At 47.2% G+C, this 23,850-nt stretch carries 21 protein-coding genes; 16 read left to right on the top strand and 5 right to left on the bottom strand.

The window, feature by feature from the left end:
• Positions 1 to 114 precede the first annotated feature (114 nt).
• Positions 115 to 1,089 (bottom strand): DMT family transporter, encoded by a 975-nt coding sequence (locus tag H5T41_00545; protein MBC7107276.1) that lies wholly within the window; start codon positions 1,087 to 1,089, stop codon positions 115 to 117.
• A 229-nt stretch (positions 1,090 to 1,318) separates the two neighbouring features.
• Positions 1,319 to 1,984 carry a phosphatase PAP2 family protein gene (locus tag H5T41_00550; protein ID MBC7107277.1) on the bottom strand — a complete coding sequence of 222 codons (666 nt, stop codon included), beginning with the start codon at positions 1,982 to 1,984 and terminating at the stop codon, positions 1,319 to 1,321.
• A 109-nt stretch (positions 1,985 to 2,093) separates the two neighbouring features.
• Between H5T41_00550 and H5T41_00555 the strand changes: the two genes are divergently transcribed.
• The 4 genes from H5T41_00555 (at position 2,094) to H5T41_00570 (ending at position 5,630) form a co-directional block, all read left to right on the top strand.
• Entirely contained in the window at positions 2,094 to 2,927 is an 834-nt protein-coding gene (locus H5T41_00555; protein MBC7107278.1) for a universal stress protein, read from the top strand.
• Between the two features lie 173 nt (positions 2,928 to 3,100).
• Positions 3,101 to 3,709 (top strand): hypothetical protein, encoded by a 609-nt coding sequence (locus H5T41_00560; GenBank protein MBC7107279.1) that lies wholly within the window; start codon positions 3,101 to 3,103, stop codon positions 3,707 to 3,709.
• Complete coding sequence (locus tag H5T41_00565) at positions 3,706 to 4,344, top strand: hypothetical protein (GenBank protein MBC7107280.1); 639 nt, start codon at positions 3,706 to 3,708, stop codon at positions 4,342 to 4,344. The genes H5T41_00560 and H5T41_00565 overlap by 4 nt, the downstream gene beginning before the upstream one ends.
• Positions 4,345 to 4,628: 284 nt before the next feature.
• Positions 4,629 to 5,630: a glycosyltransferase family 4 protein gene (locus H5T41_00570; protein MBC7107281.1), complete on the top strand. Its 1,002-nt coding sequence runs from the start codon at positions 4,629 to 4,631 to the stop codon at positions 5,628 to 5,630.
• Positions 5,631 to 5,752: 122 nt separating this feature from the next.
• On the opposite strand, the gene H5T41_00575 is transcribed toward H5T41_00570, so the two are convergent.
• Complete coding sequence (locus H5T41_00575; GenBank protein MBC7107282.1) at positions 5,753 to 7,138, bottom strand: hypothetical protein; 1,386 nt, start codon at positions 7,136 to 7,138, stop codon at positions 5,753 to 5,755.
• Between the two features lie 114 nt (positions 7,139 to 7,252).
• Positions 7,253 to 8,236: a DUF1616 domain-containing protein gene (locus H5T41_00580; protein ID MBC7107283.1), complete on the bottom strand. Its 984-nt coding sequence runs from the start codon at positions 8,234 to 8,236 to the stop codon at positions 7,253 to 7,255.
• A 265-nt stretch (positions 8,237 to 8,501) separates the two neighbouring features.
• Here H5T41_00580 and H5T41_00585 point away from each other — a divergent pair, with 265 nt between their 5' ends.
• The 7 genes from H5T41_00585 (at position 8,502) to H5T41_00615 (ending at position 14,605) form a co-directional block, all read left to right on the top strand.
• A complete protein-coding gene (locus H5T41_00585) occupies positions 8,502 to 9,287 on the top strand; it encodes a CPBP family intramembrane metalloprotease (GenBank protein MBC7107284.1) in 786 nt (261 codons plus the stop codon).
• 203 nt (positions 9,288 to 9,490) lie between these two features.
• Entirely contained in the window at positions 9,491 to 10,891 is a 1,401-nt protein-coding gene (locus H5T41_00590) for a cobalamin B12-binding domain-containing protein (GenBank protein ID MBC7107285.1), read from the top strand.
• Positions 10,892 to 11,153: 262 nt separating this feature from the next.
• Positions 11,154 to 11,357 (top strand): hypothetical protein, encoded by a 204-nt coding sequence (locus H5T41_00595; GenBank protein ID MBC7107286.1) that lies wholly within the window; start codon positions 11,154 to 11,156, stop codon positions 11,355 to 11,357.
• 223 nt (positions 11,358 to 11,580) lie between these two features.
• Positions 11,581 to 11,955, top strand: a complete 375-nt coding sequence (locus tag H5T41_00600; GenBank protein ID MBC7107287.1) for a DUF3303 family protein — start codon at positions 11,581 to 11,583, stop codon at positions 11,953 to 11,955.
• Between the two features lie 218 nt (positions 11,956 to 12,173).
• A complete protein-coding gene (locus tag H5T41_00605) occupies positions 12,174 to 13,118 on the top strand; it encodes a dihydrodipicolinate synthase family protein (protein ID MBC7107288.1) in 945 nt (314 codons plus the stop codon).
• Between the two features lie 161 nt (positions 13,119 to 13,279).
• Positions 13,280 to 13,774, top strand: a complete 495-nt coding sequence (locus H5T41_00610; GenBank protein ID MBC7107289.1) for a hypothetical protein — start codon at positions 13,280 to 13,282, stop codon at positions 13,772 to 13,774.
• A gap of 435 nt (positions 13,775 to 14,209) precedes the next feature.
• The gene (locus H5T41_00615; GenBank protein ID MBC7107290.1) at positions 14,210 to 14,605 is read left to right on the top strand and encodes a response regulator; all 396 of its coding nucleotides are present in this window, start codon (positions 14,210 to 14,212) and stop codon (positions 14,603 to 14,605) included.
• 149 nt (positions 14,606 to 14,754) lie between these two features.
• Here the strand turns inward: H5T41_00615 and acs are convergent, their stop codons facing one another.
• Positions 14,755 to 16,806, bottom strand: coding sequence for an acetate--CoA ligase (acs, locus tag H5T41_00620; GenBank protein MBC7107291.1), 2,052 nt, complete (start codon positions 16,804 to 16,806; stop codon positions 14,755 to 14,757).
• 446 nt (positions 16,807 to 17,252) lie between these two features.
• On the opposite strand from acs, the gene H5T41_00625 reads away from it, so the two are divergent.
• The 5 genes from H5T41_00625 to H5T41_00645 all read left to right on the top strand — a co-directional run bounded on the left by H5T41_00625 (position 17,253) and on the right by H5T41_00645 (position 23,746).
• Positions 17,253 to 18,146, top strand: coding sequence for a glycosyltransferase (locus H5T41_00625; GenBank protein ID MBC7107292.1), 894 nt, complete (start codon positions 17,253 to 17,255; stop codon positions 18,144 to 18,146).
• Entirely contained in the window at positions 18,143 to 19,240 is a 1,098-nt protein-coding gene (locus tag H5T41_00630; GenBank protein MBC7107293.1) for a DUF354 domain-containing protein, read from the top strand. Before H5T41_00625 ends, H5T41_00630 begins: the two co-directional genes overlap by 4 nt.
• Entirely contained in the window at positions 19,237 to 20,406 is a 1,170-nt protein-coding gene (locus H5T41_00635; GenBank protein ID MBC7107294.1) for a glycosyltransferase, read from the top strand. The genes H5T41_00630 and H5T41_00635 overlap by 4 nt, the downstream gene beginning before the upstream one ends.
• Positions 20,403 to 21,485 (top strand): glycosyltransferase family 4 protein, encoded by a 1,083-nt coding sequence (locus tag H5T41_00640; protein MBC7107295.1) that lies wholly within the window; start codon positions 20,403 to 20,405, stop codon positions 21,483 to 21,485. Before H5T41_00635 ends, H5T41_00640 begins: the two co-directional genes overlap by 4 nt.
• A gap of 734 nt (positions 21,486 to 22,219) precedes the next feature.
• Positions 22,220 to 23,746: a hypothetical protein gene (locus tag H5T41_00645; protein MBC7107296.1), complete on the top strand. Its 1,527-nt coding sequence runs from the start codon at positions 22,220 to 22,222 to the stop codon at positions 23,744 to 23,746.
• Positions 23,747 to 23,850: the final 104 nt, after the last annotated feature.

Raw genomic sequence — 23,850 nt, forward strand, 5'->3', positions numbered from 1 at the left:
CCTTTTTTATAACAATCTTGATCTTTTTGAAAGGGACATCTTCCTGTTCCAAGATCATTTCTTGATTCGAATTTACATATCCCCTATGAAAAAAGAATTGATGAGAAGATCCTTTTAGATGTTCAGTCGACTCGCAGTTCTCCGCCTTGAATCCCAGGAATCCTCTCTTGTCTCAACGTCTTCGGGCAATTTCTCGCTTCTTGAAACAACGTAGATCGCTGCGAAGATCATCGTCGCCCCGATCAGTCCTGAAAAGTCAAGCGTCTCGCCGAGCACAAGGCATCCGAGGATCGTGCCGAAGACAGATTCCGAAAGAACGATGGTCGCCGACGTTGTCACGCTGATTTTCGTCAGTCCCTTGGCCCAGAGCAATGAAGGTACGGAGGTACAGAGGACGCCGACATAAAGAATCACCGGTATCGATTCGAGATCGATGGCGAAGTCATCAACTGTCATGACTGAGAACAGGATCAGCGGTAGTGGATAGACGCTGTAAACGCCGAAAATCCACTGATCGTGGCTGAGGTGTCGCATCGCTTTCTTCGTCAAAATCCAAATCAGCGCACCTGAAGCCGCCGAACCGATGAGCATCGCATCGCCGAGGAACTCGCCCTCAAGGAGTTTCGAGATATCCCAGCCAGTTGTCAGGGAGATAAGCCCGACGATCCCGACGGTGATGCCAAAAATGCCAGCGCGGTCGAGCCGCTCGCCGAGCAGGAGTGCGGACATTGGAGCTACAAAGACAACAGTGCTGCCGATGATCAGCGCTCCTTTGGACGCGCTCGTCATCGTCATACCGATGAATTCAAGGGAAATCGAGATTGCACCGACAGCCATCGCTGCCCAGATCTCCCAGCGCTTGAAGACTCGAAGGGTAAAGGATCCCCTAATCAAGGCGTAGAGGATTGCGATCATGCCGCCTATCCCGATGACGACGGCTTCGAAGAGGAAGGGGTTGCTCCTCTCAACGCCAACCTTGATCGCGACGTAGGAGGTCGCGAACATCATGCTCGAGAGGAATGTCAAAGCGATAGCGCCATTCCTCGTCAACTCCCCTTCTCCTATCGATGCGGCTCTGAAGACCGGCATCGACACCACCGTAAGGGCGAATGCCGAGGGGGTTTTTGACATTTTCGATTTTTTTGAAATAATTGCTAATTGCAGTCCTGGCTCATGCTAACAAATATCAATGATTGTTCGTGAAAATAAGTTTCGTGCGGTGCTCGATCAATCATTTAATGAAAATGTGTGATGGTATTCCTGATTGTTCTTTGTCAGTTGATTTGAAAAATTAGAGATTGTGATCATTCTTTCCCCGTTATTTCTTAAAGGAAAAGGAAGAGATGAAACGCTTCCATCCCGATTCCATTTTTTCTTTCAGGAAATCAATCTTGAACGTTGAGGCAATCAATCCTATGAAAATGCCGATGACCGCGCCGCCGATGACATCGAGCGGCCAGTGAACGCCATAGTAAATTCTGCCGAAACCGACTATGATTGCGAAGAAGCTAAGCGGCAGAATCAGTTTGGAAGATTTTCTGCCGAGGACGGTAGCCGCCGCGAAGCTCCCTTCGGTGTGGCCGGACGGAAACGAAGGGTCGGCTGGCTGGTAGACCGTGTGAACATTCTCGAGGATTTCGAACGGCCTCGGCCTGTCAACGACATATTTCAGCGTGCCGCCAACGGCGATGTGGATGAGGATCGCAATGAGCAGGTAAATCGCCATCTCCCTTTTTCCGATAAGCCAGAGGATGAAGATGACGATGAACCAGAAGAAGAATGAGCCCATTTCGGCGAAGATCCTGCAGATCGTTTCAAATGAAGGATCCCAGAGTGCGTTGATTTTCAAGAAAGTTTCGTGATCCCACGCGAATGCATTCTCACTGAGAAGCAAAGCGAGAAAGAGTCCGATCATTGAAATAAGAAGAATGAAGAGGATACAGCCCTCCCTTTCTTTGTAAAATTTTCTTATCGCAAAGCTCATCGAACGCCTCCTGCTTTAAAGGAATAGAAGAAATGCATAAGGCTGGTAATTATGCCTCGCTTGCCTGCGACAATGTTTAAGTCTCGTGCATCGCATTAGGTCAGTGTACATGTTCGAGAAGATCCTTCTTCCCATCGATTTTTCTCAGCAGTCGATCATGATGCTTGATTGTGTCGCAGAGTTGCGTCAGTTTGGTGCGGAGACTGTGATCATCGTTCATGTGCTACCGCCGAAAGGCAGGCTGTCCGAGAATCAAAGGAAGACGGCGGAGGAGCTCGTCAACAAGCTGAAGGAGAGGGGTTTCGAAGCGATGTTCAAGGTCGTCCATGGAAACCCGGTCGACGAGATCCTGGCGCTCGCTGAAAAGGAAGAAGTGACGCTCATCGTCATGGCCTCGAGTGGCAAGGGGAGGGCACAGGAGTTTTTTGTCGGCAGCACTTCCTTCGGTGTCGTCAGAAGGACGAGTAAGCCGATGCTCATCGATAAATTCGAGGTCATCGAAAAGGATGGGAGTAAGAAGATCAAGCCAGCGTGTACGATGCTCTTCCGCACCGCGTTAGTTCCAATTGATTTTTCGAGGTGCACTTACACGGTCATCGACGTTCTTCATCATCTGGCCAAGCGAGGTCTCAGGAAAATTGTCCTCTTTCATGTCATCGAATCGACGAAATACAGCGTCTCCTCGGACAAGCGGTTCGATGAAGTCAAAAAGCGGCTCGAGGAACTCGAAAGTGATTTGTCGAGCGCTGGCTTCGAAGTCATCACGCATGTTCATTTTGGTACCCCCGCCTACAACATTCTCGAAGCGACCAGGGAATTCGACGCCTCGCTCATTATCATCGGTGCGAGTGGCAAGAGTTTCTTGAAAGGCCTCGCGCTCGGCAGCACTTCTGAAGAGGTCATCAGGAAGGCGAGCGTGCCGCTTCTCGTCGTAAGGTGCTGACGCGGTGGAATTGAGGTGGACGTGATCACGAAGAACAGCGGAATTTCATCGCCACGAAGTTTTTTGCGGTCCTCTTTCTCATCTTTTTTCTTGCGAATCTCATTGAGCGATCTGGGATTTAATAGAGATGAGTGCGTGATAATTTAAGTAAGGGGATCGCATAATACGATGAGATGCATCGCTACAGCGTACAAATCGCCCTATCCTGGACAGCGGTTATTGCGATTTTTCTCGCGACAGAGTACGCGATCTTCATGGTCAATCTTTTTTGGATCATCATGGGATTCTGGGCACTTTGCATCGCTGTCTTGCCTGCCATCATGAGCCAGAGCGTCGCGAGGATTTTGCCGTTCGAATTGCTCTGCCTCATCGCCTTACCCTTTTTCCTCTATTTTCTTCCTAGTGCACTCGGTCTGAAAAATCATTTTTACTACGAGAACCTGCTCAGGGCGTCTCAGGTCATGGCAACTTTCTTCATTGGCTTCGTTACAGTCATCGATCTCCACACTTACACGAGTCTGAGAATGAACAGGGTCTTTGCGGTCGCGTTCACTGTCATGCTGACGATGACGCTCAGCAGCTTTTTCGCGATCGGCGATTTCATTTCCGATGCGGTTTTTGGCACGCACACACTCGTCAGCAACGACTACCTCATGACGAACCTCCTCTACAGCTTCTTTGGCGGTCTCATCATGGGTGTCATTCTGGCCGTTTATCTAGGCAGGATGCCGGCCGAGCGACTCCGCCGCTTCGGCATCAGCAGGATCGGTGATGCGAAGTGAATCGCGCGAAGACGGAGAAATTACTCAGTCATTTCTTTGAGGGATCGCTCTTCGCGATGTTTTTGCTTGGCCTTTTCAACGGCGATTTATACGCCGCCTTCTCCGCCCTATTCGGCCTCGGCATGGCGATGATTCCCTGGTTTTTGAAAAAAGAGAAGATTCTGACGGTGCCGTTTGAGTTGAACCTCTGGATTTTTATCGCGCTCTTCCTCCACAACCTCGGCGTTCTCGTTAAATTATACGATACGATCTGGTGGTGGGACAAGATGACGCATTTCCTTTCGACCTCGATGATCGCCGCCTTCGGATTCGTCGGCATTGTCATCGTCGATAAATATGTCGATGCGATCTATCTGCCGCCGAAGTTCCTCCCCTTTTTCATCATTGTCTTCGTCGGCGCCATGGGCGTCTTCTGGGAAATTATCGAATTCATCATCGATAAGACGCTCAGCGCTGGCATGCAGTACTCTCTTTCCGACACAGTCATCGATCTTGTCTTCGATAATATAGCTGGTATTGTCGTCGCGATCCTCGGCCCGATTTACCTGCGTTACCGTTCTATCGATGCGATTGTTGAGGAAATGAAGGTCGAGGATGTCGTCAGGCGAATTACCACAAGAAGCAGAAACAATTGAACGAGTTCCTTTTTAAATGAAAATCATGCGTTGTATGTCAAAGGTGGAAAAAGACCGTCTTTTCTCCATTTAATTGATCGATTGACATGCTTGAGGCCTATCTGTGCAGCATCGTAAATTTATTTGAACAATTTGCATGAACTTGCCTTGAAGTCATTATAGCAGTCTTGTCAAATCGGACGTCTACTTATAACCAGTGATGTATTTTCATTCTTCATTTTGAGATAAAATAAAGAAATCTTATTAATCGAGGCATTTCATTCGTCGTCTAAAAGGGCAACGCCATGAGAAAGAAAGTTTTGTTTGTCAGGCCGAAAGCCAGCAGGTTCACCGAAATCGACCGTCGGATTTTCGAAAAGTATTATGAGACGGAGACGATCGATTTCGGATTTTTGAAAGAGGATCCTTTGAAATTTCTCATCAATCATTTGCGCGTCATTGACGGCGTGATTTCATCAGACATCGTAGTGATTTGGTTTGCAGACTTCCATGCGCTCTCCGCGATTTTGTTCTCTAAAATCTCAGGAAAGAAGACGGTTCTCATCGTTGGTGGATATGAAGTCGCGAGGATTCCTGAGCTGGGATACGGAGGGGCGTTAAATTTCAAAAGAAGGCTCATCACAAAATTCGTCGTGAAGAACTCGACGAAAGTCATTGCCGTGTCGGCTTTCAGCAAATCGGAGATCTTGAAATGTTTTCCGTCTGCTCAGCCTGAAGTCATTTATAATTGCGTCGACACCGATTTTTTCGTGCCCGCTCTAAGAAAGGAAAATATTGTACTGACAGTCTCTGTCGCGAGGGATCGGAACGTCGCTCTCAAGGGGATTGCGACGTTCGTCTCGGCAGCAAGTCTCGTCAAAGAGGCGAAGTTCGTAATTGTTGGCTTTACGGAGGGTGAATTGAGGGGTCAGATGAATGAGCCTTTGCCAGGAAATGTCGAGTGCACGGGTTATCTCGATGGGCAATCGCTCTTGGAATGGTATCAGCGGGCAAAGGTTTACTGCCAGCTTTCACGATATGAATCATTTGGCGTCGCGCTGGCAGAAGCGATGAGCTGCTGCTGTGTACCCGTTGTCACGAGAGAGGGCGCATTGCCGGAGGTTGTTGGCGACACGGGATTTTATGTGCCCTACGGTGATGTTGAAGCGACGGCGAGTGCGATCAGGGAAGCGCTTCAATCAGATAAGGGAAGGTTGGCGCGCCAAAGGGTCATCGAGAAATTCAGCGTTGTGGAGAGGGAAAAGAAGCTTTTGGGATTAATCGATGCGACGCTTGATGAGCACTGAATCGGCCGCCGACGCAACTCGTTTTTTTGAAATGGCGCCCCGACTAAAATATCTTTTTTCGTAAGGCGTTGTTCAATAGTCCTTCCTGATAACTCTATATGAAAAAAATGCTAACAGTCCTCCTATAGGATCAACGCCGGTGGCACCATGAGCACGAGGAAGAGAGAAACTGCGAAGGCAGTTTTGAAAGTCTTCGCATCGACGGAGATGAAGGGCATCGTGAGAATAATCGGCTGAACGATTGCGAGGATGAAGAGCTGCACACCGCCAATTAGAATGGTATTCGCCGTCAGTGTTCCGGCGCTCTTGATCGTCGTGACCGATGCGAAATTCATGACGAAGAGGGATTCAACGGCGACGATGAAAGTCACGATGATAATGATGTATGACGCAATTTTCGCGATGATTGGCCTTTCGTTGAGAATCTCCGATGCGAAATTCTTGGCGAGCCATGCGATCAATGTGATGATGCCGAGGGCAAGGAGCTGCATGCCGGCGGTGTTGACGGTCGAAGCGGCGATCCCGCCGATGCTCTGCACATTCGCCGGTGCAGCCAATCCCATGACAAGCAATCCTTCCGACGCGATTGCGATTGATGCAACGATAGCGACGATCTCTGCCGCTCTCATTCTCAGCAAAATCTCTCTGTTGAGTATCCAGAGTGAAGCGGAAAGGAGACCGAGGGCGAAGAGCTGCGCGCCGCTCGCGACGACCGTCCTTTCAAGAATGCCACCGATGCCTTCGATCGACATCCTGCCGCATTTGATCGCGAGGATGACCCCTTCAACGGCGATGATGATCGAGATGATTATCGAGAGAACGTGGATGGCCCGCTGCCCGAGAATTTTTCGCCCCTTGATCGCGAGGATTCCATCTTTCAGGGACCAGGCACAGAGCAAAATGAGGGCGAGGATGAGCAGCTGAATGCCAGCGTATACGAACGTTGATCTCATAATTCCGCCGATCCCCTCAATTGACGTCCTGCCCGCGATGCTGATGACGAAGAGGCCTTCCGCCGCGAGTACCATCGAAACGAGAATCCCGAAAATTCTCGACAGGCCAATCGTTCTCAGCGGCGTGTCGGCGAAGCGCGACGTCAGCAATCCACCGACGCCGAGTACAAAGAGCTGACAGCCGGCGGCACCGATCCAGAATTTCCTGATCCCGCCAATTCCTTCCCAATAGACGGCGCCGGCCATCGATGCGATGACGATCCCTTCGATCGCGATGATCGTCGCGATGAGGAACGGCAGGACTGTGAAAAGAAGGGAGAGCATTTCCCGCCTTTTGCCCATCCCCCAGTCTCTTTTTCTCAGCCAAATTGAAACAAGGAAGAGAAGGCCGAGGAGAAAGAGTTGCAATCCGCCGAGTGAAACTGTTGATTCCCTGATCCCGCCAATCCCATCAATCCTCATCGGTGCGGCGAGATTCACGAGGGCCAAACCTTCGAGAAGGACGATGACTCCAATGATGATCGCAATCAAGTTGACAGCCCGTGGAATCCTCACCAATCTCCTCTCCGATATTTACGACATTTAACTCTGTTTATGAATAAATGTTTTGTCTTTTTGCTTAAAATCGTTTTTACTTTTCATTTTTGATTTTTTATAAGAAAATTAATTTCATTCCTTCACATTCATCGAGAGATTGAGTGAAAGAATTTTACCTTCGACGGCATCGAGGATTTTCGATTCCATGCCACTGTTCACATAGTCCTGATATCTGATGCCTTCGAAAGGCATCTGATCTTTGAAAAGGAGGAACCACATTTTGTATTGCCCTGGGATTCCAAGAGAAAAGTTGTAACGCAGTTCCCACTGTGGCGTCCAGTTGCCTTCAAGATTGACTGGCATGTGCGCGAGTGTGACGGAGAAAGAATCGAAGAAGTACATGTGGTTGATGATCGTTGTGTTGTTGACGAAGCTCGAGTCGACGAGCCAGATCTCGACAGCGTAATTGACTTCGCGGTACTCGTGATTCGCAATGCCAATGATGAGCGTCGCGTTCTCCCCGACGGTCAGATTCGTCGGATAGTTGTGCGCCTTGCCGTCGGGACCGAGGATGTAGAACTCGGTGAACTTCTCCCCCTGCTTCGGCACGGCGATCACATAAACCAAGGCGACAAGGCTCGCCGCGATCGAAATGACGAGGATGATGTTGAGGGCTCGATCGATTTTATTCCCTTGCCTGAAATTGATTTTAATGGCATCGAGGATCGGGGGCAGCTGAATTGGTAGAAATGGATCTTCCGCTCTTTTCCTTCGATAAAAAGCGATGGCGGAGAAGATGATGTTGAAGGCTCCGATGCTCGCGAGAATCGGATCGAGCCGGATCCCGAAGGGCGTGTAATTCAGACCGAGCCCGATGAGCGGCGTGACGGCGATGCTCAGCCCGAAGGACAAAGCGATTCTCTCAACGATATCGATACTCTTCTTCTCTGGAAAAAGAGTGGCGATGAGCGCGTAGCCGGGGAAGAAGAGGATGAAGGGGAGGCCGATGACGATTCTCATGGGATTGTCCGGCAGAAGGTAAATGATTGGGACAAGGATCAGCGTGAGGATGACGATCGTTATCAAATCCCAGTGTTTTGCGAGATCGGCCCTCATCCGACTGGAAACTCCGGGTCAAATATTTATCCTTTGTCAATCGGGTTAGTTGTTTTTCTTCGTTTAAAAACAAATCGACAGAAAGCGGAAAGCCAGCGATGATGATTTGCGAGGAGCGAAGACCACGGAATCACGGGGTTCCGTCAATCGATGAATCTGTGTTCTTGTCGAATTTTTTGGCCTCCTTTGAAATGAAATCGCTTTTCCCGATTCCTTACAACGAAAAGGATTGTTTATTTATGATGAACAAGATTCGGCAATCCGCATGCGAGAGAAGGTCTTTCTTTTTGTCCCGGTCGTTCTCATCACGCTCGCAGAGTCATTTTTCTTTTTCAGGAACCTCGAGACGACGCTCGAAATACACGGGATCAACCTTTTCTTCTGCATCTTCTTCCCGCTTTTTGCAAAAAAGGACGCCTCACTTTTCCAGCCTTTTTCTCTTATCTCAGTACTGAGAATCCTCAACATCGGCATGCCTGTCTTCTGGCCGTTGACGATTTACTGGCTCCCGTTCATTTACGGGGCGGCGATCCTCGCCGCGTATTTCGTTGTGAAAAGGGAAGAAAGGATCAGATTGAGCGAAAGAATCAAAGGGATCGCGGAGGCGTTTCACTCGCGTAAGAAGAAATATCCAGTTTATCTCTGTGCTGGTGTGGCCATCGGCCTCGTCCTCGCGAACGCCGAGTTTTCAGTTCTGAAGGCCGAGAGTCTTATTCCTTCGCTTAATCTTTTCAATCTTTTCGTCCTCGCGGTCGTCATGGTCTTTTTCGTCGGTTTTGGCGAGGAATTGATCTTCCGCTATATCCTTCAAACGAGGCTGCAGCGGGAAATCGGGAATTATTCAGGTATCTTTCTCGCCTCCTTCCTCTTCATGACGATGCACTCCGGCTATTCTTCAATTCCGTACCTCGTCTTCGTTTTCTTTGTCGGCCTTATCTTGGGGTACGCTTTTTATAGGACGCGGAGCCTTTTCTTTGTCACAATCATCCATGGCTCGATCAACTTCTTTCTCTTCTCTTTCATCCCCCACGGCTATCTTACCTTCTTCTGATTCTTAAATTCGAAAAATGATCGCCAGGAATCGCTGATGTCCCATGCCTCAAAATGATCTTGCGGAAAATTCAAAATAATCGACCCCCCCTTTATCACCTCTTGTATTTACTGCTTTCAAGAAGTCATTCGCCAAAACCGCTCGAAAAAGAATTTCAAAAAAAATTAAAATGTTCGTCATGAATATCTAATAAGGTGCAGAAGATGAAAATCTGCCTCATCTCGCCACCATACAATTCCGCCGTCAAGTCGGTCCTCGGCGTCACCTCGCCACCTCTCGGTCTTGCCTATCTTGCCTCGATGGTAAGAAATAATCACGAAGTCAAGATCATCGACGCGAACGTCCTCAATTACACGATGGACGATGTGAAACGCGAGATCAAGAATTTTTCACCGGATGTCGTCGGGATCACTGCCGTCACCCCTTCGATCTTCCAGGCTTACGAAGTCGCGAAAGCGGCGAAAGAAATCGACGAAAATTTATTCGTCGTTATGGGCGGTCCTCATGTGAGCTTTCTGCCGGTGCAAACGCTTGAGGAATGCAAAGCGGTGGATCTCGTCGTCAAGGGCGAGGGGGAAAGAACGTTTGCCGCTGTGATTGAAACGATTGAGAAGGGAAAATCGCTCGATTCGGTGAAGGGAATCGCGTTCAGAAAGGGAGAAAAGATTATCGAACACGAGATGGCGGAGATCATCGAGAACATCGACGAAATCCCTTTTCCCAGCAGAGATCTTCTGCCGATCGATAAATACGAGTTCAACGGTCAAAGGTACACGGCGATGCTGACGAGCAGGGGTTGCCCCTTTCGCTGCTCTTTCTGCGTCTCCTCCCGTCTTTTCGGCGGATATTGGAGGGGGCGCAGCCCAGAAAATGTTCTTGCTGAATTGAAATCAGTTTACGAGGATTTCGGGATCAGGAATATCGAGTTCGTCGACGACACCTTTTCTTTGAATCGAAGAAGGGCGGAGGCGATCTGCGAAGGGATGATCAGAGAAAAATTGGATGTTGTCTGGGGTGCTTCAGCAAGGGTCGACACGCTTTCCCCCTCCCTCCTCGAGAAAATGAAGAAGGCGGGGTGCTGGATTATCTACCTTGGAATCGAATCGGGATCGCAGAAAGTCCTCGATGCGATCGGGAAAAGGATCACCCTCCAAAAGGCGGAAAGGGCGGTCGAGATGATCAACGAGGCGGGAATTCAAGTCTTAGGGTCGTTCATCATCGGCTTTCCTCAGGATGATGAAAAAACGATCAGGGAAACGATCCGATTCGCGAAAAAATTGAATCTCGACTACGCGCAATTCTCGATCCTCACTCCTTACCCAGGAACGCCGATTTACGATGATTCGATCGCCCAGAACACCCTCCTTGTCAGGGACTGGTCGAAGTACACGGCACTCGATCCGATCGTGAAAATTGCCTCGGTGTCGCAGAAAAAGCTGAGCCTTTTCATTCAGAAGGCGTATCTCAGTTTTTATCTGAGGCCAAAAGTCATCATGAAATGGCTGGTCAACAAACAACTCCCTCTCATCAGAAGCGCGATCAGTGGCGCCTTCGATTATTTGAAAAACGCTGGAGCGATTTCCTCGGTCACGCACTCTTCTTGAAGATTTCATTGACTGGCTTTTCGTGATCGATGAGTTGATCAATTCACGATGGAATACGCTTCTTTTTCTATTAAAAAACAATTCGTCGAGCATCGATTTATCTTTCAATGAATGTCGTCTTGTCCAAGTCGCGTTTGATAACAACACCGCAATCTTTTTTATAGGATCGATATATACACTTGGGGGAGAAGGGATGTTATCGACTGTCGTAACCGTCACAAGCACTTCGTCGAGCACGAGCGCATTGTCGAGCGCTATCTCGATGACCACCGCCGTATCAATTGGTGTAGGTGGAGCACTTATCGCGATCTTTCTCATTCTCTTCCTCGCCTCAAAAGAATTGATCAGCGTCTCCTCGCTGCGCACGAGGAAGATTCTGGACTCCCTGAATACAGCTATCCTTCCATTGCTCGTCGTTTTCGCGCTGACTGTCGTCTTCAAAGTGATGGAAGTCTTGTCAGTCTAGTTTTTTCTTTGATGAATTTGCGCATGATTTGAATCGAAAATGAATTTTTTTAGAATTCCATTAGAGATTTTTGCACTTCTCTCAATCATATTTGATTAAGGTCGCAATCATCGCGAATGAATCTTACATCGTATGAGGAAATTGATTGGATGCATGCGAAATAATTCTCCCTTGCATCAAGAAAAAATACTTAAAGAGGAAAGAATCTTTTTTTTGTGTCAATTTGCAGATAGCCTGCCTTTTTTTTGGTTTGCTGCTTTTTGGCGAATTAAAAGGGGGTGAGAATGTAGTCAAATACGTCGTATTCTGGAAGATCAACCCTGCCATCAGCCCTGAGACGATCGCAAAGGTTGCCGCCTCGCTCATGCAAAGCGGTGCCTACCCCGTCAAGGGATCTCAGGTCCTCGGCTGGTACATGTGTCCTGGTGGCAAGGGTGTATCGATCCTCGAGCACAAGGGTGACGAGGGTGATGTCGCTTACAGGAACTGGCTCCTGTGGGCTGAGAAGTTGCCCGGGATCTTCACGGAATTCGAAATCATGCCGGCCGTGACCGCGCTCGAGGCCGTGCAAATCGTTCTCTCGAAAGAGAAAAAATAAAGAATTTTTGGGGAAAAATTCCCCATTTTTTTCTTTTTTTGTCGATGCGATGCTTTCAATTACTTTACGGCATCACCATTCTTATTGTTTTGCGTTTGTCGCATCGAAGTGCACACATTTCGAGAAAAATGCGGAAAAAATTGGACAAATGTTCAGAATGCCGAGGGGACATTATATTATTTGAGAAAAATCTTAAGTATGTTAAGTCGAACAACTCCATGGTGAGATTATGGATCCCGGTAAGTTCAGGGAGAAGTGCAAAGGGGGTGCTCACCTTGGTTCCAACAGCCTTTAAGAAGAATTACGAGCTCGATCTTGAAGCGCTGAGGGAGCATGTGAGGTACCTCGTCGAGCACAAGGTCAACGCGGTGATTCCCGCTGGAAGTACCGGGGAGTTCTCGTCGATGAGCGAGGAGGAGATCAAGAAGGTTATATCGGCGACCGTGGATGAGGCGAACGGGAAGACGATGGTCGTCGCGGGCACGGCCCACAGCGGGACGCATGAAACAATAAAGATGACGAAATACGCGGAGGACGTGGGATGCGATGCGGCGATGATTGTGACGCCCTATTATTTCAAAGAGGTCGAGGAAGGTCTGTTCCAGCATTTTAAGATGATTGGTGACGCGGTGGACATCGCGATCATGCCATATAACAACCCTTGGGTGAGTGGCATGACTTATAGCTACCGCCTCGTCGAAAGATTTGCGAAAGAAATCCCAAACATCACGGCGCTGAAGGATGTCACGGGGAATTCGGCGTATGTACTTGAGTTATTGAGGCGGGTGGGTGATCGCATCGCCATCCTGCCTTACGCGGAGACGGAGCACACGATGCTCTGTTATCTCCTCGGATGCCCCGGCACGATTTCCCTTCTCTCCAACATCGCGCCGAAGGAGTCGATCGATTTCTGGCGGGCGGCGTATGTTGAGAAGGATGCGAAGAAGGCCATGGCGATCCTCGAGAAATTCGAGCCTTTCAACCGCCTCATGAACCGTCTTATTTTTGAGAAAGGCATTCCGGCATATCTCCACACGATCAAGCACGCCCTCACCCTGCTGAAGAGGCCGTGCGGACTGCCGATGAGACCGCCGGCACAGCCGCTGAATGACAAAGAGGTGGATGAGCTGAGGAAAGCGCTCGGGAAGATGGGATTCATGTGAAATTGCATGAGTGAGAATGAATTTATTGCAGCGACACGCCATTCATTTCCTCCTTTCCCCCTTTTTTTTCTCAAGCTTCCCTCATTTGGAAATTCTCTCGGAGGGATGTGTGATGAGATGTTGTGCGAGCCTTTTTATCGTGGGAGGTGCGATGGGAGTACATGATCATCGAATTGTATCACGCCTCGAGGTTCGGCAACGGGCAAAGGGTGGCCGAGGAGTTCAAGAAAGTGATGGAGAAAAGGGGACATGTCGTCAATCTTCATCACATAAAGAATTCAAGACCAAAATCCATCGCGCCTGCGGATCTCTATGTTTTTGGATCGCCTACGAGAATAGGAAGACCGATAGGCAGCATGCGTCGTTTTCTCAAAAAGATCGATCTTCCAGAGGGCACGAGGTACGCCGTCTTTGCGACTCATGGGGAAGCCGTGCCCGATAAAAAAACGGGGAAAAGGCCAACGGAGGAGGAGATGGCGAGGTGGAGAAGAACGATTCCCGAGATCGATGCGATTCTGAAGGGCAAGGGCATGGTGAAAGTTGCGGCGATGATGTTCTTCGTATCAGGTGTAAATCTTAGAGGGACGCTCGTTGAGGGATGGGAGAGGCGCGTAGAGGATTTTGCATCTCTCATCGCTCAATCATCATCCCAGTGATTTTGGGTAGACGATGCTCGATGAGATCCTTTGCGCCTCGAGACGCTTGATGATTGAATGGCATGAACCTTTGTCTCTTTCGAAAGCAGATGGCTCCGCTGGATTCTCATCAATTCATCGATTCGAATTGAGCATGCTCACCATAAGTTTATGTAGGGGTAATGAAAAAGGAAGACCAATGAGATGGGGTGCATCAAAGGATCGAGGCCAGTCTGTTCGCTTAGATATCGAGCTTTCATTATTTTCTGGTGATGATGACTTTTTTGAAAACGCCGTTTTTGCGGGAACATTTTTTCAGAACGGGAGAATCGCGAGTTGGTTTCGGCATCGAGTCCTACGGTCTGTCAACCAGAGCGAACAGGCGATGCGCCATGGTTCATGGTCAAGATGGCAAGGTTGGAATTTCACGAGAGAAGAGGGAAAATTTGTGGAGGGATGCACTTGAGCGGCAGTGGCAAAATTCTTCTCGTTGAGGATAGCGATGAGATCCTCGAGCTCATGGCTATGATGCTTTCAAACGGTCGCCAGATACTGAAAGCGAGGAACGGTGCGGAAGCGGTTTATGAGTACAGGACTCACAAGCCCGATCTTGTCTTCATGGACATCGTCATGCCCGTCCTCGACGGCATCGAAGCGACGAGGGAGATCGTCAAGTTCAATCCAGAGGCAAAGATCATCGGGGTGACGGCCTATTACACATCGAAGAGCAAGGAAATGCTCGATGCTGGTGCGCGCGAGGTGATCAGGAAACCGTTCACCGTGAAGCAGCTCATTGAAATCGTTAAGAAATACATGCCCAATGACACAGACTCGGGATGTAAAGGAAGTTGAATTTACTCTTAGATCTCAATCATTCCACGATGATTTTCTTTCATTTCAAAATTCAGTCGATGAGTGAACATCCTCTCCCATTTTGACCTTTTCAAAAAGATTTTGAAAAAGAGGAGGGGGATCATCGCGATCAATCGCGCGATGAATCTTCATTTTGAAAACAGGGCATTCCTCACCATCTCATACGCCTTTATCGCTTCCTCCACCGCCACATCGCTTTCCAGAGTGGTCACATCGCCCAGAGGAGCACCCTCCGCCACTGCCCTCAGCAATCGACGCATGATCTTGCCGCTTCTCGTCTTTGGAAGCGTTTCGATAAAGGTGATTGCAGCATCCGACGCAATGAAGGAGCCCATCGTCTCTCTGAGATGAAATTTGAGGGATTCATGGATGCCGTTGCCTTGATCATAATCTTTCTTGAGAACGACGAAAATCAACGGAATCTCGCCTTTAATGGCGTCGCTCTTGCCGACGCACGCCGCCTCCGCCACCGCCTCATGCTTGATCATCGTCGATTCGACTTCCGCCGATCCGATCCTGTGTCCTGCGACCTTGAGGACATCGTCCGCTCTACCAAGACCCCAGATGTATCCGTCCTTGTCGACGACGGCAAAATCGCCCGCGTAGTAATACCATCCCTTGTGTCTGTATTTTTTGAAGTAAGTTTCGAGGAATCGCTCATCATCTTTGTAAAGTGTCATGAGCATCGAGGGCCAGGGGTTCGCGATGACAAGATATCCCCTCTGTCCAGGCGGAACGGGAGTGCCGTCCTCGTCGAGAACGATCATGCTCACAGGGGGTAACGGAAGGCCGTTTGTACCAGGCTTCATCGGGAATATCTTGCCCATGCCAGGAAAATGACCGGTGATGATGCATCCCGTTTCGGTCATCCACCAGGTGCTCGAGCACACCGCTTTTTCATTGCCGAACACACGATAGTACCATTTCCACGCCTCGGGATTGATCGGCTCCCCGACACTGTGGCAGATCCGAATCGTCGAGAGATCATATTTTCTGTAATGTTTTTCATCGAAGCGCATGAGCATTCTGATCGCCGTGGGGGCTGTGTAAAAGATTGTGACGCCGTAGCGTTCGATGATGCTCGGCCATCTTTCGATCGAAGGGAAATCTGGAGCGCCTTCGTACATGATGATCGTTGCGCCGTGCATCATCGGGCCGTAAACGACATAAGAATGTCCTGTGATCCAGCCGATGTCAGCGGTGCAGAAGTAGATGTCATCGTCGTTGATATCAAAGACGAGCTTCATGCTCGCGAATACGCCAACGGCGTACCCGCCGACGCTGTGCTGCGCCGCTTTTGGTCTCCCAGTGGTGCCAGAGGTGTAAAGGATGAAGCTGATATCGTTTGAGTTGCGGGGGACGCACTCGACGAAGACATTTTTCGGGATATTTTCAACGAGGTCGTCGTGCCACACGTCCCTCTCTGTGTCCCAAGGGATTGAACTGCCCGCCCTCTTGACCACGATAACTTTCTCGACATGATGACCCGCCTTCTCGCAAATCTCGACGGCCTCATCGACGATTTTCTTCAAATTGATCGCCTTTCCCCTTCTGTAAACAGCATCGGCTGTGACAACAATGCGCGAATCGGCGTCGATAATTCTTGTCGCAAGGGCTTCAGCACTGAAGCCGCTGAAGACGACGCTGTGGGCAGCGCCGATTCTCTGCAACGAGAGCATGTAGATCGGCAGTTCAGGAATCATGGGCATGTAGAGCGTCACAATCTCATTCTTCTTCACAGAGAGTTTGTCCTTCAGTGCGTGAGCGACCCTGTTGACTTCCCTGTGAAGATCGCCGTATGTTAACACTCTGACTTCCTTCGGATTTCCTCTTTCGTCGACGCCCTCCCCTTCCCAGATGATCGCCGCCTTGTTCTTCTTTCCTTTTTCAATTTGCCAGTCAGCGCATAGATACGATAAATTCGTCTCGCCGCCGATGAACCACCTGTAAAACGGAGGGTTGCTGTCGTCCAGAACTTTATTCCATTTTTTGAACCACGGGATCTGAGAGGCCCATCGCGTCCAATATTCTTCGACGCTTTCCTTATCTTTTACGATTTCGTGATGCATCTGCCTGTATTCTTCAGCAGTCTGCACGCGGTCTTTCCATGTCTGCGGCACAAGATAATTCTCGAATTCCTCGTAGATTTTTTCCTTGAGGGCTATTTCTTTGAATTCCATGAGGAAAGATATAACCTCGGATTTTTATATTTAAAAATTTTTGCGAAATCCTCGACAATTGGCGTGTGAATTCGACAAAAATCGAAGGAAAATTGTCGATATGAGCACAAATGGAATCTTTGTGATCATAAGGGAATCAAAGGAGGCGAGAGCGATATCGGATTGGATGATGTCATTATGAGAAAATTCATGCTTTTCAAGATGATTGATCGGCAAATATTGAACGCTTGAATCTCTGTTTCTGGTCAACAAGAGTAGCGATTAGCGAGTGTCTGGTTTTATCTCCAATATTTTTGAGAAAGATATGCGGCCACCTCGTTTCTTTTCAAACTCCTCGGTATCAAGGGTGAAAGGCAGCGAAAAGAATAAACAAAGCGTTGATAATGAGGTATACGAATCCGGGCATAACCCAACGGTTTCATGTGGACGAATTGGTGGGGAACATCATGTCGGCGAATCGCGTGGCTGCGGTCATCCCCGCGTTTAACGAAGAGCTGACGATCGGCAGCGTTGTGCTTGAGACGAGAAAGCATGTTGATCAGGTGATTGTCGTCAACGACGGCTCTTTCGACAGAACCTCAGAGATTGCGAGATTGGCTGGTGCGTACGTCGTCGATCTTCCGAAAAACGGAGGAAAGGCGGCCGCGTTGAGGAAAGGGATCGAAATCGTAAGATCTCAGGGCTATGATGCATGCGTTTTCCTCGATGGCGATGGGCAACATGACCCCGATGAGATTCCGAGGATTATCGAGCCTGTGTTGAGGGGAGAGGCCGATCTTGTCATAGGGTCGAGGTTTCTTAACTCGAACGGCAGCACTCCCTCGTATCGTAAGGTGGGGCAGAGGATTCTCAACATCGTGACGAACATGGGCGTGAAGCAGAAGATCAGCGATTCGCAATCTGGGTTCAGGGCGTTGAGCGCCTCGGCGATCGAGAATTTCAATTTTCACTCCCGTGGCTATGCGATTGAGTCGGACATGATCCTTCATCTTTCGGGAAAGGGGATGAGGATCAAGGAGGTGCCAATCTCCTCGAGATACGACGTGCCGGAAGGACATAAAAAGAAGCCCTTTGCCCACGGGTTGGAGGTGTTCGCAAGGGTCCTGAGGCTGGTGACTCAGAAGAGACCCCTTTTGATCATTGGTGTCCCAGGCTTTGTCATATTTCTTGCTGGTCTACTGCTTGGAATTCTCAGCTTGTTCGAGCATACACTCTTTGGCTGGGGATGGATGTTCCAGACATCGCTTGCTCTCTTCCTGTTCATTATTGGCATGGTCTTGGGGATAAGCGCCGTAACGCTGAACTCGATCGCTCAGATGTTTGGGGGTGGCATCAGGTGAAAGTCGGAGTTTTCGCAAATACACCCGCACAGGTTCATTTCTTCAAGAATATCTGTAGGTGCCTTGGACGGGATGGACACGAGGTATTCATCCTTTACCGTGATTATGGAGAAACGAAAAGCCTCATTAATGAAATGAAATTGCCAGGTCATCTTTATTCCTCAGCTCCAATTTCAAAGATAGGTAAGCTGTTGGCGTTGCCATCCTCGATCGGTAAAGCTTCAAAATATCTCCGTGCGAATGCCATCGATATCGTTGCTGGTTTTGGGATATACGAAACATTCTCATCGATATTCATGAAAATTCCGAGTATTGTTTTTACCGATTCAGAACCCATCTCAAATAAAATTACTTATTCAATTCAATTCCGCACCTATTCACCTTTCATCAGCGCCATCATCACACCTTCTTCATTCCTTCAGAATCTCGGCAAGAAGCATATCCGTGTAAATAGCTACAAGGAACTCGCCTATCTCCACCCGAATTATTTCAAGCCTGATGACAGCATATTTGATCTTTTGGACATTGAGAAAGGCGAGGAATACGCCGTACTCCGCTTCAATGCGTTTGACGCGGTCCATGATGCTGGTATAAGGGGTTTTTCGCCCGAAGACAAGGTGAAGTTGGTCAAGGAACTGGAAAAGGATTTGAAGGTCTTCATTTCTTCTGAGGCAGGCGTTCCTGAAGAAATAAAGGATCGCGTGCTGAGGATACCGAAGAGCAGGATCCATGATGTGCTATTTTTTTCAAAACTCTTAGTTGCCGATACTGGAACAATGGTCACTGAGGCGGCGGTTTTGGGAACTCCTGCAGTGATGTTTCATCCAAAAGTGCACGATTTTGGTAATTTTGTCGAGCTCGAAGGTAAATATGGTTTGATATTCGGCTGTAACAAAAATTCGCAAGATGCCATAGCAAAGGCGATAGAATTGGCAAAGGAGCAAAATGTCAAAAGAGAATGGGCGGCGAAGCGGGAGAAGCTTTTGAAAGAGAAAATCGACATGACGGGGTTCATGGTTTGGTTCATCGAGAATTATCCTGAGAGCTTTGAGGTTGCGAAGGAGAAACCGGGATTCCATCTGGGGAGAGCATGAATATCCTGGTCATCTCTCCGCATTATAATACTTTCATAAAAGGTTGGGCTGAATCCATGGCAAAATTTGTCAATAGTATGGATATAGTGGTGCGTCACAATTACATGGTAGAGATATCAAATTACTTTTCAAGTAGCTACTTCGAATATTTGAAGAAATACACGCGGAAAAACATCGTCGATTTGAGAAATATACCTCCTAACATCGAAGTTCAACTAATTTCGATGCTTTATTTCGTTCCTGATGGCAGAAATAAGTTCTTGGGAAATAGGATGGCGAGGAAAGTCGAAAAATTTCTTATGAAAAAGAAATCGAAATTTGACCTAATTCATGCGCATTTCACATGGCCGTGTGGATATGCTGGTTTGGTACTAAAGAAAAGATTTGAATGCCCTCTGGTCGTAACGATACATGAGAACCAAAACTGGTTAATTAGGGAATTTGATTCCAAGAACAAGAAAACATATGAAGTCTGGAAGAATGCCGATGCTTTAATAAGAGTTAACAAGCGGGATGTGCCTCTACTTTCCCAATTCAATTCCAATATATATTCAATCCCCAATGGATTTAATTACAATAGGATAAAGATTATAGCAAAGGATGACGCTCGGCAAATTATTGGTTTAGATAGATCTTTAAAGCTTCTTTTTTCTCTTGGATTTCTGATTCCTCGAAAGGGATTTCACTTCTTAATCGACTCAATAGGAAGAATTCTGAAGAACGACAAAGATATCAAATGCGTCATAGGTGGTAGCGGACCTTTTGCAAAGGAACTCCAGAAGCGAATTCGCGAACTCGGCCTCCAAGATCATGTGACATTGCTCGGCTTCATCGACGATGAGGAACTTCATTTGTGGATGAACGCCTGCGATCTCTTTGTCATTCCGAGTCTATCCGAAGGCAACCCCACCGTCATGTTCGAAGCCCTCGGCTGTGGGAAACCTGTCGTCGCGACGAGAGTCGGCGGAATCCCTGAGATCATCACTTCGGAGGATTACGGACTTCTCTGCAACCCCGGTGATCCAAAAGACCTCGCGGAGAAGATACTCATCGCCCTCGACAAGAAATGGGATCATGAAAAAATAAGGAAATACGCGGAGCAGTTCACATGGGACAACATCGCGAAGCAGGTGATGGCCGTGTATGAAGAGGTGCTGAGGAAGTGAATGCGATGCGCGTCGCAATCGTCACGCATTACTGGAAGAACAGCCCGGGCGGCGGGGTGAAGACTTTTCTAGTCAATTTGTACGAAGCATTGAGGGACAAAGGCGTTGATGTGCGTGTCGTGTTCAAAGAAGGAGAGGATAGGGAGAATGTCAAGGTGCAGGGGAGCAGGTTTCTTTTTCCTTTTAGGGCATTTTTCAAGCTTTTCAAATTGAAGCCAGATGTGGTGCACAGCCACGGCACTTGGTACTGCCTTCTCGCTGGCGTTATCTACAAGAAATTCAGAGGGGTTCGACTGGTGCACACATTTCACACAGAGCCGACAGAAAAGGAAAAGCTGAATCTTTTTGCTCGATTCTTCATGCAGTATCTAATCAATAACGCGGACTGTGTCACATTCGTGTCGGCCCGGTTGAAAGAAAAAATCGAGGAGATCTACGGCTTGAGATTCGGTAGAACAGCGGTAACCCATGCTGGCATTAGAGCGGTGAAAATAGGCGATGAGGAAATCAATGCCTTCCGGGCAAAATTCGGCATCAGGCCAGAATCTTTTGTGTTGCTTGCGCTGGGTCTGACCGCTCTTGAAGCGAAAGCGAAAGGGTTGAAACTTCTCATTCAATCGCTCAAGAAAGTTCGACAGATTCATCCAAATATTCAGTTAATCGCAACACGCGAAGGCAAGTATGCTAGCGAAGTGAAGAATTTTGCCAAGGAGATCGGCATGGACGATATCGTTGTGTTTACTGGTGATATCGAGAGCCCAATGGTGGCTGTTGCCGTGTGCGACATTTATGCGCACATTGTTTTTGGGGAGGGAGGTCTATCTTTGTCTATTTTGGAAGCGATGGCGATGGGCAAGCCGATTATCGCCTCTAGAGTTGGTGGGATTCCCGAAGCGATCCAGCATGAATATAACGGTCTTCTTGTTGATAATGAAGAAAATGAGATCTGCGACGCAATCATCCGGATGATGAGGAATAAGGAGTTCGCTGAAAGGTGCGGGAGGAATGCGCAGAAGACTGTGAAAGAAAAGTTCAGCTTGGAGGCGATGTCATTTGAATTTTTGAGAATATATCAATAATCTAATCTTTTGATTTGACGTTGTGATTGGCTATGTTCAACCATTCGCTGCAATTACATCAATTCGTTGATCTCTCTATGACAAGGTATTTGAAAATCTGCAAATTTCGTTCATAATCGCGCCGTATATGATTAAATCTAGAGAACACACAGTAATCCGATTCTTGCAGGAATTCTAACTAGTGCGATGAGCGCGTTAATGGAATTTTTCAAATTCTGGAAAAAACCAAGTCGCATTTTTATCGAATTTTCCAAACATATTCATGTATTATGAGGCAAGCATTTTAGGAGAGACCGCGTGTGCGGGTTAATTCCGTTAGGACGGTTGCAATGCTTCAAACATGGCACTATTTTGGAATTCTAATCAGAAATGAAATGTATTGGCAAGCATCTTCAAATAAATATTCACAATTATCAATTAAAATCACTTTCCAATCGATATCCGTAAATAAACTGTTTTCATCTCTTCCTGCCCCCTCTCCCCCTCAGAATTGATCGTATTTATTAGCCCAAACAAGGATTTGTCCTCATTACACTTTCGACTAATAGACAGCTGGTGACCCCCATCACAGCTATTTGCTATAGCAGAGAGGGAAAGCGAATATCCCAAACTAATAAATTTCCTTCTTGCTATTGTGAGTACGTACCTCTCTAGCCACGTGGTGTATCTTCGCAGAATACTTAGAAGTTCAATTATGCTCTAGCTTCCGTTAAGAGATAAGAGGCGATAAAGTGTTGAAGCACTCAAAGATTGGTCTTATATTGGTCATCATTGCTTCAGTCATAGGAATTATTTTTCTGCCCACATGCCCTGGCAATTTTTATGATCCAAGTCATTATTATAATTTGTATTTACCGGATTTTGGTGTCAATTCCGATATTTCTGTATTACCGAATGCGTTCAGGACGCTTCAAACAATGTATACTCTTGACAAAATGATGCTCGTTGTAGCACAAGACAATCCGCTATTATTTCACCAGATCTATCATGTTATATCACCGTTATTTAACTTTTTTGCTTTTATTCTTTTTTTCAGTGCGATTAAAGAATATAAAAAATATCGAATTTTTTTGGGAGGTTTATTTTCTTTGTGCATCGGCTGGAATTCGCTTGCATTATTATTGGGCATGACCGTTTTGTTTTTCATAATCTTCCCTAAACGAATTGAAAGTAAAATCGCGATGATTTTGGTTTTTGCAACAATTTCGCTCTACTGGCATTCGGCTCATATGATCTTTTTCATATCCTCAATATTTCTATTACTTGGATTTATCCTCTCACCCAGGATATCATCGGAAAAGAGAGTTCCGAGCCACGAATATTTAGGGAACACGTTGATATTGCTGACCGTTATTTCAATTGCAGTCTGGATATATATTAGGGAGATTCCTTTAATATCAAATTTGCTTAAGATCTCTTATTACTTGGACCCATCCACAATTTATCGCGGTCTCTTCTTAAAAGGTTCATTCGTCAACCCACAATATGCATACAATTTTGTTTCCTTCGTGCCGGAAATCGTCATAGATTGCACAAGATATCTCTTATACCTACTCGTGATCCTTTCGGCGATCTTTGTTACAGTAAAGATCTTTCTAAATCGGAATGGGGAAATGCATGAAATTATTGGTGTTTCTTTCCTTGGTGGTACTGTGGTTTTTCTCTTTCTTTATTATGTTGCTACAGAGTCCTTCGGGCCTGGCCCGATCATCCTTTTATTATTGCCTTGGTTGCTTGGTTATGTAATTTGTCGCTACAGATTTTATAAAAAGAAGAGAGTTAAAAGAGACATTATTTTTCTATCTTTGTTTTTCGTAATCACGGGATCCTTGCTGGTAACCTCTATATTCGGACTTTACAATGCGTCTGAGACCAATCCCCAATTAAATGAAGACTTTACAAATTACTTCAACCCATCCGTATGGCTTGCTAATCATGTGGATAATGTCACGGTATTGTCAGATGCAAATACAATGGGATACATCGCAATTTGGTACGGAAAATATGGACTCTATGAGAAAACAAATATCTATTTTAGATCTATCGGAGAAAATTCTTATTCAAAACTGATGAATGGTACGGCGTCTGCTTACAAGTCTTCTGACACCATGTTTATGTACAACTACGATCTCTTTGATAAACACCTCTTATTTGAATCCCTGCAATCTTGGAATAAATATGAGCCACTACCACCATCCATAGCAATACGAAATGATCTAAACGTTGTATATAACAGCCGCATCATCTGGATACTGAATTGATCATAGTCTTTGGTCTTGTACCCTCGATCATATTATATCGTCCAAATTTTATTAACAACTTAGATGTAACAAGAACAAAAATCGTAGTAAGGTCGTTCCGGCCG

This window comes from Methanomassiliicoccales archaeon (assembly GCA_014361295.1).
Classification (GTDB): Archaea; Thermoplasmatota; Thermoplasmata; order Methanomassiliicoccales; family JACIVX01; genus JACIVX01.

Excerpts from the sequence above, each read along its gene's own strand:
- H5T41_00545 (MBC7107276.1), bottom strand. The coding sequence starts at position 1,089 with ATGCCGGTCTTCAGAGCCGCATCGATAGGAGAAGGGGAGTTGACGAGG.
- H5T41_00625 (MBC7107292.1), top strand. The coding sequence starts at position 17,253 with ATGTCGGCGAATCGCGTGGCTGCGGTCATCCCCGCGTTTAACGAAGAG.
- H5T41_00555 (MBC7107278.1), top strand. The coding sequence starts at position 2,094 with ATGTTCGAGAAGATCCTTCTTCCCATCGATTTTTCTCAGCAGTCGATC.
- H5T41_00615 (MBC7107290.1), top strand. The coding sequence starts at position 14,210 with ATGCACTTGAGCGGCAGTGGCAAAATTCTTCTCGTTGAGGATAGCGAT.
- acs (MBC7107291.1), bottom strand. The coding sequence starts at position 16,806 with ATGGAATTCAAAGAAATAGCCCTCAAGGAAAAAATCTACGAGGAATTC.
- H5T41_00585 (MBC7107284.1), top strand. The coding sequence starts at position 8,502 with ATGCGAGAGAAGGTCTTTCTTTTTGTCCCGGTCGTTCTCATCACGCTC.
- H5T41_00605 (MBC7107288.1), top strand. The coding sequence starts at position 12,174 with ATGGTGAGATTATGGATCCCGGTAAGTTCAGGGAGAAGTGCAAAGGGG.
- H5T41_00590 (MBC7107285.1), top strand. The coding sequence starts at position 9,491 with ATGAAAATCTGCCTCATCTCGCCACCATACAATTCCGCCGTCAAGTCG.
- H5T41_00550 (MBC7107277.1), bottom strand. The coding sequence starts at position 1,984 with ATGAGCTTTGCGATAAGAAAATTTTACAAAGAAAGGGAGGGCTGTATC.
- H5T41_00580 (MBC7107283.1), bottom strand. The coding sequence starts at position 8,236 with ATGAGGGCCGATCTCGCAAAACACTGGGATTTGATAACGATCGTCATC.
- H5T41_00610 (MBC7107289.1), top strand. The coding sequence starts at position 13,280 with ATGATCATCGAATTGTATCACGCCTCGAGGTTCGGCAACGGGCAAAGG.
- H5T41_00560 (MBC7107279.1), top strand. The coding sequence starts at position 3,101 with ATGCATCGCTACAGCGTACAAATCGCCCTATCCTGGACAGCGGTTATT.
- H5T41_00570 (MBC7107281.1), top strand. The coding sequence starts at position 4,629 with ATGAGAAAGAAAGTTTTGTTTGTCAGGCCGAAAGCCAGCAGGTTCACC.
- H5T41_00595 (MBC7107286.1), top strand. The coding sequence starts at position 11,154 with ATGACCACCGCCGTATCAATTGGTGTAGGTGGAGCACTTATCGCGATC.
- H5T41_00635 (MBC7107294.1), top strand. The coding sequence starts at position 19,237 with ATGAATATCCTGGTCATCTCTCCGCATTATAATACTTTCATAAAAGGT.